Genomic DNA, 12,022 nt, shown 5'->3' with positions numbered 1-12,022 from the left:
GGAATGGGTGGATACCGTTGCTTCGCATCACCCCGCCGCTTTCCTTATTTCATTAAACGAGTGATAGCTTAACCGTATGATGAATGTTTATCGATATTGAGTATTTTAGTTAGTTTTTCAAAAGGATAAGGTTTTAGCATACGTTTACGGAATTTATAGGCGGGGTATTATTTTAATGAAGGATTTAGCCTACAAGTGTAGGCTTGAGAATCAATAGGCTACTTCCATCTTTTCGTCTTCTCACCGTTAATGCGACAGAGCCATTTTATCTGCTGGCTGCCTGGAAAACCGACAGCACAACTTTTGCTGACCTCACGTGGCTAATGCTACACAATCGGCGAGAGTTTGCCTTTGCTCACGCCGCAGGTAAGTTATTATTCGACTAACTTACTTAGTCGGTTATCAAAATGCATAAACCAGAGCTAAGTTTCCACTCAGACCATGATTACCCTGTCCCTCAATTATATTTCCCCCTGCAATCATAGAGAGTGGTCCATTGTTAACGGCCAAATTGACTCCTCCCCGAAACTGGTTGCGGCTACTGAATGCGGCACTTTGCTCTATATCGTAATCATAAAGCTGCCCTTTACTGTGGACTGATGGTGAGCTGAGTGTATGTTCATAACCTAATCGAATAACAGGCGTCACAGACCAACGTCCAGAGATAAAAGGTTTAACTCCTACATTGATGTTGGTAACAGCACTCGTCATCGTGTTATCAAAACCGTCCATATTGAGTGATAATTCACTACCGGTCTCTTGGACATTATCGAGATGAAGGTGTGATACTCTCATTCCTATTGATGGCTCCAGCGTTATCGTGGATGTGGTATAGAGATATCCCAGTGATAATTTAGCTCCCAATTGATGGCCATCAGTATCACCGCTAGTTTTCCCCAAACCACTTCCTAGCTCCCGTTGGCTCTGGTAGTCGATAACCCCCGCATTAAATCCAAGCTCCGTGTATAGCCCCTGTTCGGGATTATCGACGCCATAACGTCCCCCTAAACCGAGAAAAGTCGAGTTAGTGTCAATTTGGCCTCCACCACTTTCTACCTTTCCTCGCGCATACCCAAGATCGCCGTAAGCACTCAAATTTTCGCTAACCCGGTGAGTTATACCCACGACAACGCCATAAGTACGTTCATCACTACTGACCGCCTGTCTCGACCCATCAACACTAATAACGTCGGCCAACATATGAGCCCATACTTTATTTTGCCCCTCACTAAGTTCTATACCAGTAAGATAAGGTTGCAAAGCTTGGTCAATAGTTGCAGGTTGTCGTAGCAAGTAACTTGCCGTATCGGCATATACTTGACCACCAACTCTTGTCTCAACGCCACTTAATGTTTCTGCATCAATAGCAGATTGTAAATAATAATTGTAAGCAGTGTTACGGCCCGATAAATCGCTATTCTGTAATTGACTCAATAACTGTATTCCGGCTTCAGTATTACCGTAACTATCTTCTTGACCTGGGAGAGAATGATATTCAACCATTTTTGCACGCAATACATAAATTGTTTCTTGCGACAGTCCAAGACCTGTCCTCAAATAGTTATTCATATCCCCATATTGGGTGACAATCTCATCCAATCCAGCCTGAAGGTAACTGGCATCTACTGTGAGCATCGGTTTATAGATAGCCGAAGCCTCCGCAGGGAGTACTGCCAACGTCGCATCGACCCGCACCTGGGTATATTCATTAGTCGCCAGATAATCTTCCATAATAGTTTGGCGGTCCACACCGGCAATACTTTGCAGGATTACCGCGGTCCATCCGGTACGATCTTTACCCGCAGTGCAATGAAATAAGGCGGCACCATCAGCAACAGCCAATTCATTAAATAATAAGCCAAATTTATTATGCTTAGCATCGTTACGCACAAAGTCACATCACAGGTAAGCTTTACACCCAGCGGATTGAACGCGAAAACCTGAATCTTCGTAACCGGTTAAAACGACTGAATCGCAAAACGCCTGGGTACTCAAAATCGGCAGAAATGCATGACAAGATAATCGGCACGTTCATTGAGCGTGAGCATTACCTGCAATGACCCTATCTACACATTGAATACGTGACCCATTTTTAAACGTCGACGGAATATTATTTCCCAGGCTTCGAGCTGCCATTCAAATATCTTTTAATAATATATTCCCGCACTAACTCCTGCATTGTAGGATATTTCCCACACCAGTAAGGGCGGGTTCTTGCCCGCTCATTTTATCGACAAAAATACATTGAAAATAACGTTTTTGCAGGCATAATGCGCGCAAATCATCTTATATTTACCTACCCCAAAATAGGGGGGAAGGCTTTTATTGTGTCGCGTTCCTGTTATTTTATATTAATCGCGGGTGTATTATCGCCAGCATTGGCTATACCGTTCGCCAGCTTTGGCGCGGAATTACCACCAGTCCAACAAAGTATTCACCAACAGGAACGGCAACGTGCCCTGGAAGAGCGTTTGGCCCCCTCAACACCGGATGTGCGTTTATCTGAACCCTCAACCTCTTTGGGTCGCCTCTCTTTTCCGTTGGAAAAACCGTGCTTCGCCATTGACCACATCACATTGAGCGGAACAGAGCCCTTGCCGCGCTGGCTGCCATTACAACGGCTGGCCAATCAGGCGCAAGGCCACTGTTTGGGCGCGAAAGGCATTAACCTGCTGATGAGCGAGATGCAGAACCGCCTGATCGACCACGGTTATGTCACCACACGCGTGCTGGCTCCGCAGCAAGATTTGAACCGTGGCACGCTGGTGCTACACGTGGTGCCCGGCAAGATACGCCATGTGGCCCTGACACCCGAGAGTGATCGCCATGTCACGCTGTTCACCGCTTTCCCTGCCCGCGCCGGTCACCTGCTGGATCTGCGCGATATCGAGCAGGGGCTGGAGAATCTCCAACGTATCCCCACTGTGCAAGCCAGCATGGAGTTGATCCCCGGCGATGCCCCCGGTGAGACAGATATCGCCCTGAGCTGGAAGCAGAGCAAAATGTGGCGACTGGCTGCTTCACTGGATGACTCGGGCACGCGCAGCACCGGCCGTTATCAAGGCGGTGCAACGCTGTTTCTCGATAATCCTTTATCCCTGAGTGACCAGTTTTATGTTTCTGCCGGCGGCTCCATTAAGAATCGGGGCGAAAAAGGCACCAACAACCTGACAGGGCATTACTCTCTGCCGTTCGGTTACTGGACCGCAGGTATTACCGCCAGCAGCTATGACTACCACCAAACGGTGGCGGGCCTGAATGGCGACTACAGCTACCGGGGCGAAAGTGAGAATGTTTCGCTGCAACTCAGCCGTTTGCTGCACCGCAACGCCAGCCAGAAAACCACCTTCACCTACGATGTGCTAACCCGCTCATCGAAAAACTACATCAATGATACCGAAGTGGAAGTCCAGCGCCGCCGCACCTCGGCTTGGCGCGTCGGGCTACAACATCGCCATTTTATCGCGCAGTCCACGCTGGACGCGGGGATTAGTTATCAGCGCGGCACCCGCTGGTTTGGCGCGGTGCCGGCGCAGGAAGAATATTTTGGCGAAGCCACTGCATTGAGCAAAATTCTGCGACTGAATGCGCAACTGGATATTCCTTTTACGATCCAGCAACAAAACTTCCATTACAACCTGCAATACCAGCGCCAGAGCACCAACACGCCACTGACCCCGCAGGATCAGTTCGCTATCGGTGGTCGTTGGTCAGTGCGCGGGTTTGACGGCGAACGCACCCTCAATGCCGATCGCGGCTGGACGGTACGCAATGATCTGGGCTGGTATACCCCGCTGCCAGGGCATGAGCTGTATGTCGGTGTTGATTATGGCGAGGTGGGTGGTCGCAGTGACCCTTATCTGCTGGGCCAACACTTAGCGGGCGGTGCTGTCGGTGTGCGTGGCCACGTGTTTCATACCCAATATGACCTGTTTGCCGGTAAACCCCTGTCTAAACCCGATGGCTTCAAAACCGACTCGGTGACCCTCGGCTTTAACCTGAACTGGCAATACTAATGTACCTGATGAGTCCTGACTTTTTGAGAATGAACCATGAATAAAAACCTGTACCGAATCGTATTCAACAAGGCGCGAGGCCTGTTGATGGTGGTCGCGGATATCGCGGCTTCCGGTCGGGCGGCTTCGTCGCCCTCGTCAGGTGTGGGTCATACTCAGAGCCGCCGTATCAGTTCTTTATCAACATTAAGCTTCAGCCTGTTATTGGCATTGGGCTGCGTCTCATTATCCGTGCAGGCCAATATTGTCGCCGATACCAGTGCACCGGGTAACCAGCAGCCGACCATTATCAACAGCGCCAACGGTACGCCACAGGTCAATATTCAAACGCCCAGCAGTGGCGGGGTTTCTCGCAACGTCTACAGCCAGTTTGATGTCGATAATCGCGGGGTGATCCTCAATAACGGCCACGGTCCCAATCAAACGCAAATCGCCGGCGTCGTTGACGGTAACCCGTGGCTGGCGCGCGGTGAAGCCAGCGTTATTCTCAATGAGGTTAATAGCCGCGACCCCAGCAAGCTCAATGGTTATATCGAGGTGGCCGGGCGCAAAGCGCAGGTGGTGATTGCCAACCCCGCTGGCATTACCTGTGAAGGCTGCGGCTTTATCAACGCCAACCGCGCCACGCTGACCACCGGTCAGGTGCAACTCAATAACGGCCAACTGACCGGCTACGATGTCGAACGGGGCGAAATTGTTATTCAGGGCAACGGTCTGGACAGCAGCCGTCAGGACCATACCGATCTGATCGCGCGCTCCGTCAAAGTGAATGCCGGTATTTGGGCCAAAGAACTGAATGTCACCACCGGGCGTAATCAGGTGGATGCCGCGCATCAGGCCATTAATGCCAAAGCCAGCGATGGCAGCCCGCGCCCTACCGTGGCAGTGGATGTCGCCAGTTTGGGCGGCATGTACGCCGGTAAAATTCGCCTGATCGGTACTGAAAGCGGTGTCGGCGTGCGCAATGCCGGAAAGATAGGGGCTTCAGCGGGTGATATCACGATAACCGCCGATGGCATGCTGGTCAACAGCGGGCAGATCAACAGCGCCCAACAACTGACGGTGAAGACCACTGGCGAGATAGAAAACGCGGGGGTGCTGTATGCGCAGGGCAACACCCAACTCACCACGGCAGGCAAACTCAGTAACACCGGTACCCTTGCCGCCGCCGGTGACACTTCGCTGCGCGCCGCTGAAGTCAATAGCAGCCGCCACTCCGTCTTAGGGGCGGGCGTTAAATCCGACAACAGCCGCATTACCAGCGGCACACTGCGTGTTGAGGCCAGCGGAAAGTTACTCGCGCAAGGGAAGAATATTAGCGGGACGGCGCAGCACTTCACCGGGCAAAGTCTCGATCTCAGCGGCAGCCAAACGCAAAGCAGTGATTTGGCGCTGACCGCCCAAGGTGGGGATATCGATCTCACGGGGGCAGACTTGTCGGCCAACCAACTGTCCGCCTCGACCGCCTTGATGTTACGCACTGACAGCGCCCGTTTGGTTGCCGAGCAAATGACGCTCGACACTCATTCACTCTCCAATGTGGGCGGCGTGATAGCGCAAACGGGAGCAACAGATTTTAACCTGAATCTGGCCGGTGCGCTGGATAACCGTGGCGGCACCCTCCTCTCTAAGGGCAATATCGCCATCAATGCGCAGCGCCTAGACAGCGATCGTAGCAGCCTATTGGGCGCGGGTGTGCAAAGTGATGGTCGCCTGATGGATGCAGGCAATCTGAAAGTCACCACCCGGCAAGAATTAATCGCACAAGGGCAAACCATCGCCGCAGGCGCCATGACGTTAGCGGGCAGCCGGGTTGATCTGAGTGACAGCTACACGCAAGCCCGTGAGATAAACATCACTGCCACTCAGGGCGATATCAGCACGCAACGCGCCAATATCACATCCCTTGGCGCACTGACCATCAATGCCAACACGAATGCCGGTCAAACCCTCGATAACCAGAGCGGCACATTGGCGGCGAACACCATGTCGTTGAATCTGGGTCAGTTGGACAACCACGCAGGCAAGATAACGGCCAGCGAGGATCTGAGCATTCAATTACAGAGCGATTTCAGCCATCTAGCTGACTCAATACTTCAAGCTGGGCGGGATTTAACCTTGAACACCCGTGGTTCCTTCACCAACGACGGGCAGATATTGTCAGGGGGTCAACTCAGCACAGATTCAAACAGCTTACTGAACAACGGCAATATTATCGCGGCGCAAGCCAGCCTCACAACGGCAGGGGCACTGGTCAACAACGGACAGATATTGACCAGTGGCCAGCTCAATACTGACGTTAACACCCTGTTCAATACGGGCACCATTATTAGTGCACAGGCCACACTCAAAGCACGCGAGCGCATCACTAACTCCGGCCCGAACGCCCTGATCGGTGCCACGGATGAAAATGGTACTTTAGCCTTACTGGCTCCGGTGATTGAAAACAGTGATACCGTCACTGACACCGACACGGCGCCAACGACCACCATTTTAGGGATGGGTAACGTCATTCTGGCTGGCGTTTTAGACAGTAATGGCCTCTACCAGCAAGCTGCTCAGGTACTCAATATCTCTGGCTTAATTGAGTCAGGCAAAGATCTGCTGGTTTACGCCAATACGCTGACCAATCGCCGCCATATTCTCACCGCTAACAGTGATTTTGTCGTGGCCGACACGGTGAATGGCTCGGCTTATTGGACGGAAGATAACCCCGATATTCCGGGGGGACGCTATGCTGAGCCCCCTCATGGTGGCTCGATGAACAGCGATTATATCGGCACAGATTATACGTCGACTATCGCCTATAACAGCATCGATAACATCAGCCCTGAAGCGCAACTATTGGCTGGCGGGAACTTGACCGCTCAAGTCGGCACACTGGAAAACTACTGGAGTAAAGTCAGTGCGCAAGGCGAGATTGATCTGACCGGTGTCACTGTGCAACAAGATGGTTGGGGGAATGCGCAACGGCTGATCGAAAGAACAACCTCCACAGGCGTGTGGCGTTATCGTACCTATAAAGGTGATTTATGGGGTACCGCTTGGGGTCCGGAGGTGAGTGAACAGGCGACCAACCAATACGCCTCCAGCCTCACCGCAAAAACCATCAGTGGCAGCGGGAGCACTATCAATAATGGGGCCAACCCCGGTGCTGTTACGCCTCCCGGAGGGAGCAGCAATACTGGCAAAGATCTGGCTGTCGAATTTAACGGTATCTCCCTGACACAACCTAATGGTGGGCTGTATCAGTTCAGTACTGACTACACCGTCAACAGCCAGTATCTGATAGAAACGAATCCTGCCTTTGCCAACCTGAATAACTGGCGCGGATCAGACTACCTTCTCCAGCAATTGAATAATGACCCGAATGTGATATTCAAACGGTTGGGAGATAACGCCTATGAACAGCGTTTAGTACGCGACCAGGTGCTGGCGTTGACCGGCCAGGCTGTGGCCAATGATTACCGTAGTGCGCAGGAACAGTTCGAAGCACTCTTTGCGGCGGGCCTGGAGTACAGCAAAGCGTTCAATATTGCCCTTGGTACTCACCTCAGTGCTGAACAAATGGCGGCATTAACCACCAATATCGTGCTGATGGAAAGCCGTGAAGTCGCCGGGCAAACCGTGCTGGTGCCGGTGGTCTATTTGGCGGGCGTGAAGCCGGGTGACCTACAGGCTAACGGATCATTGATTGCAGCAGAGAATATCACGTTAACCGATATGCAGGGGTTCAATAACTCAGGGGCGATGATCGCCACCAATAACCTGAACCTCAGCATGGCGCAAGACATCACACTCAATAACCGTGGCGGCTTACTTCAGGCCGGTGGCAATATGTTACTCAGTACACTGAACAGTGATATTGACCTGACCGGCAGCCGATTAACTGCCACCAACCTGCAACTGGACAGCGGCCGCGATATCATTTTGCGCACCGCCAGTGAGCAACTCAGCAGCGATAATGGGGCTGTCCAGCGCAACCAAACCGTGCTGGGGCCGCTGGCGAGCATCAATGTCAGTAACAACGCGGTTATCAATACTGAACGTGACTTTATCATGCAAGGCGCTGGCCTCAATGTCGGCCAGGATTTGCAGGTCAATACCGGCGGCGACTGGCTACTCAATACAGTGGAGACCCGCGACCAGATAACGGCGAATTCTGGCCGTAGCAGCTCGACCAGTGAACATATCCGCCATCTGGGCAGCGAAGTGAATGTTGGCGGTGCGCTGACCGCTAACGTCAACAATCTGACCGCCGTGGGGGCCAATATTAATGCCGATACTATTGATGTGCAGGCACAAAATATCAACCTGAGTGCCGCAGCGGACAGCCTGCAAGTGACCGGTGAATCTTCGAGCAAGCGCCATGCCAGCTCAGTGGAACTCTATGATGAAACCCTGCGTGGCAGCCAGTTGAATGCCACGGGCGATATTAATCTTAATGCGGTAAAAGACATCAATATCAGTGCCAGTGGCATACAAACCGATGGCGCGCTAAAACTGGCGGCGGGCGGCGATATCACCCTCACCACCCAGACTGAGCAGCATGACGAGCAGCGCAATCATACCGGCACGAAAAAAGGACTGGCCTCCAGCACCACCACCCGCACCGAAGACAGTATTAGCCAGACGCTGGCGATTGGCTCCATGCTGTCAGCCGGCTCTATCGATGTCAGTGGTAAAAATATCGCGGTCATTGGCAGTAATGTGGTGGCCGACAACGATATCAATCTGCGGGCGCAAGAGAACATTATCGTCGGCACCGCGCAGCAGAGTGAAAGCGAGTCTCACCTGTATGAGCAGAAAAAATCTGGCCTGATGAGCACCGGCGGTATTGGGGTCACGGTCGGCAGCAACAGCACCAAAGTCACCGACACCGGTCAATCAATTTCCAATGTCGGCAGCACCGTCGGCAGCGTACTGGGCAATGTCAACATGACTGCCGGTGAAGACCTGACGGTAAAAGGTTCTGATGTGTTAGCCGGTAAAGATATCAATCTGACCGGGAAAAACGTCAGTATTCTGGCGGCAGAGAACCAAAGTAGCCAAACCCACAGTGTCGAGCAAAAATCGAGCGGCCTGACACTAGCCCTGTCTGGCGCAGTCGGCAGCGCCCTGAACACCGCGGTGACCACCGCCAAAGATGCCAGTGAAGAAAGCAATGGCCGACTGGCGGCATTGCAAGGTGTCAAAGCGGCGCTGAGTGGTGTACAGGCGGTGCAAGGCGGGCAGTTGGTGCAGGCGCAGGGAGGCGATGCCACCAGCATGTTCGGCGTCAGCGCCTCATTAGGCTCACAAAAATCCTCCTCACAGCAGCATCAGGAACAGACCAGCGTGACCGGTTCGACCCTGACGGCGGGCAATAATCTAACCATCAACGCAACCGGTGATGGCAACCCAACGAACGGCGATATCGTGGTGCAGGGCAGCCAACTCAAAGCCGGTGGCGATACCACTCTGGATGCGGCTCGTGATGTGTTGCTACTCGGCGCGGCCAATACACAAAAAACTGACGGCAGTAACAGCAGCAGCGGCGGCAGTGTGGGTGTCAGTCTGGGGTTCGGTAGCTCTGGCGGTGGTCTGAGCATCTTTGCTAACGCCAACAAGGGTCAGGGCAATGAGCACGGAGACGGCACCTTCTGGACGGAAACCCAGGTCGACACCGGTGGCACGCTATCGTTGCACAGTGGCCGCGATACCTCACTGGTGGGCGCTCAGGCGGGCGGTGAAACCGTCAAGGTGGATGTCGGCCGTGACCTGCTGCTGCAAAGCCAGCAAGACAGCGATAACTATGATGCGAAGCAGACCAGTACCAGCGGTGGTGTCAGCGTGGCAGTGGTCGGCGGCGGTGGCTCTGCCAACCTGAGCATGAGTAAGGACAAGCTGCACAGCAATTATGATTCGGTGCAGGAGCAGACCGGCATCTTTGCAGGCAAAGGCGGCTTTGATATCACGGTCGGTGAACATACCCAGTTAGATGGTGCCGTGATTGCCAGCACCGCCGACAAGAGCAAAAACAGCCTGGATACCGGCACACTGGGTTTCAGTGATATCGAGAATAAGGCCGATTTCAAGGCCGAACATCAGGGCGGCAGCCTGAGTACCGGTGGCCCGGTCGGGTCTGACTTGCTGAGTAATTTGGGTGGCGTGGTGCTGTCAGGTCTGAGTAATGATGGCCATGCCGAGGGCACCACTCAGTCGGCAATCGCGGATGGCACTATCACCCTCCGTGACCAGGATAAACAGCAGCAGAATGTTGAGGACCTGAGTCGTGACACCGAGAATGCCAACGGCAGCATCGGCCCGATATTTGATAAAGAGAAAGAGCAAAACCGCCTGCGGGAAGCCCAGTTGATTGGCGAGATTGGCGGTCAGGCGATGGATATTGCGCGCACGCAGGGCAAGATTATTGCGACCAATGCGGCTAACGAGAAGATGAAGGACGTCAGGCCTGAAGATATTACGGCAGCAAAAGAACAGTGGGAAAAAGCCAATCCGGGCAAAGTAGCTACCGCTGAAGATATCAATAACCAGATATACCAAACTGCTTACAATCAGGCATTTAACGAGTCAGGTCTGGGAACAGGCGGCTCGGTGCAGCGTGCGATGCAGGCGGCTACTGCGGCAATACAGGGACTGGCGGGTGGCAATATGGCGCAAGCACTGACCGGCGCCTCGGCACCGTATCTGGCGGAAGTGATAAAGGCCGGTACAGGGGATAATCAGGCAGCCAACGCCATGGCGCACGCGGTATTGGGTGCGGTAACAGCGTATGCCAGTGGTAACAATGCACTGGCGGGTGCAGCGGGTGCGGCGACGGCAGAACTGATGGCACCGGTGATTATCGCGGCGATGGGCTGGGATAAGAACACTCTCTCGGAAGACCAGAAACAGACGGTCAGTGCACTGGCAACACTGGCAGCAGGACTAGCGGGTGGCTTGACCGGTGATAGCACCGCTGATACGGTTGCGGGTGCGCAGACCGGGAAAAATGCGGTGGAGAATAATGCGCTACGCGAGATCATTGATCAGAATGTTTCTGGTGTATCACAGGCTGAAAAATACCAGAATGCGCAGAAAGAGCTGGTTGCTGCTGTCGAGGAGTTCAAGGCGCATAATTGTGCCGGAATAAGTGCAGAAGCGTGTTCAGCCAAGATGCAGGCCAATAGCGACGAACTGCTGAAAGGATTTACGGGTTTTGGGATAGACTTCGTTCCCATTATCGGAGATATCAAAAGCCTTGCGGAAGCCCAGAGTGCATTGGATTACTTGATTGCGACGATAGGGTTTATTCCTGGTGCAGGTGATATCGCGGGTAAAGCGATCAAGGCAGCAGAAGCAGCACTGAAGAAGGGCGACCTTGCTGAAGCGTCTAGGCTGATTAATGAAGGCAGTCAACAGGTATCTTCAAAAGCTAAAGACGTTCAAATATGGTCTGAAACCAAGAAAAATGATCCAGTCTCAAATGCTTATGGGCACTGGGATAAGCATAAGCAGGAATTCCCTGAACTTCAGAACTCAAAGCAATATGTAGAGGCTGCGCATGACTTTGTAAACAATCCTCCACCGGGAACCTTGGTCAAAGTTCGACCTAATGGGGAAACTGTATATTACAATCCTGCTACGAACACATTTGCAGTAAAAAGAACTGATAACGTTCCTCGGACTATGTTCAAACCTAATCCGGCGGATCATGGTTATGAAACAAATCTGGACTATTTTAATGCACAGTAAAAATGAGTTTTATGTATGTCGAGTCTGTGGAGCTGAACAGTCAGATCCTCCTTGGGGAGATGATGGAAAGAATCCGACTTTTAATATATGTGATTGTTGTGGCGTTGAATTTGGCTATGAGGATGCAACGTTAACAGGGATAAAACGATATAGAGAGAAGTGGCTTACTAGTGGGGCTAAATGGAACATCGCTAAATCTAAACCAGAGAATTGGTTGTTAGATGAACAGTTAATAAGTATCCCCAAAGAGTACCTTTAAGTGTATTAGA

Annotated in this window: 4 protein-coding genes and 1 pseudogene; 4 read left to right on the top strand and 1 reads right to left on the bottom strand. The window is 52.5% G+C overall.

Annotated features, from left to right (window positions below):
• Window positions 1–402 precede the first annotated feature (402 nt).
• Window positions 403–1,890 carry a tyrosine-protein phosphatase gene (locus D5F51_RS04790; protein WP_129195753.1) on the bottom strand — a complete coding sequence of 496 codons (1,488 nt, stop codon included), beginning with the start codon at window positions 1,888–1,890 and terminating at the stop codon, window positions 403–405.
• Between D5F51_RS04790 and D5F51_RS04785 the strand changes: the two are divergent.
• From D5F51_RS04785 to D5F51_RS04770, 4 genes and pseudogenes are all read left to right on the top strand, one after another.
• Window positions 1,890–2,060, top strand: a pseudogene (locus D5F51_RS04785) (IS1 family transposase); the annotation flags it as partial. The gene D5F51_RS04790 and the pseudogene D5F51_RS04785 sit on opposite strands and share 1 nt — an antisense overlap.
• Before the next feature lie 267 nt (window positions 2,061–2,327).
• Window positions 2,328–4,016 carry a ShlB/FhaC/HecB family hemolysin secretion/activation protein gene (locus D5F51_RS04780; RefSeq protein ID WP_129195752.1) on the top strand — a complete coding sequence of 563 codons (1,689 nt, stop codon included), beginning with the start codon at window positions 2,328–2,330 and terminating at the stop codon, window positions 4,014–4,016.
• A gap of 36 nt (window positions 4,017–4,052) precedes the next feature.
• A complete protein-coding gene (locus D5F51_RS04775) occupies window positions 4,053–11,753 on the top strand; it encodes a hemagglutinin repeat-containing protein (RefSeq protein WP_245994891.1) in 7,701 nt (2,566 codons plus the stop codon).
• Entirely contained in the window at window positions 11,719–12,012 is a 294-nt protein-coding gene (locus D5F51_RS04770; RefSeq protein WP_245994889.1) for a hypothetical protein, read from the top strand. Before D5F51_RS04775 ends, D5F51_RS04770 begins: the two co-directional genes overlap by 35 nt.
• Window positions 12,013–12,022: the final 10 nt, after the last annotated feature.

It is taken from the genome of Yersinia hibernica (assembly GCF_004124235.1).
Lineage (GTDB): Bacteria > Pseudomonadota > Gammaproteobacteria > Enterobacterales > Enterobacteriaceae > Yersinia > Yersinia hibernica.
The sequence above is the reverse complement of the archived record's forward strand: the minus strand, read 5'-3'. Positions and strand labels throughout refer to the sequence as shown.

Coding starts and splice junctions, on each gene's coding strand:
- D5F51_RS04775 (WP_245994891.1), top strand. CDS start 4,053: ATGAATAAAAACCTGTACCGAATCGTATTCAACAAGGCGCGAGGCCTG.
- D5F51_RS04770 (WP_245994889.1), top strand. CDS start 11,719: ATGAAACAAATCTGGACTATTTTAATGCACAGTAAAAATGAGTTTTAT.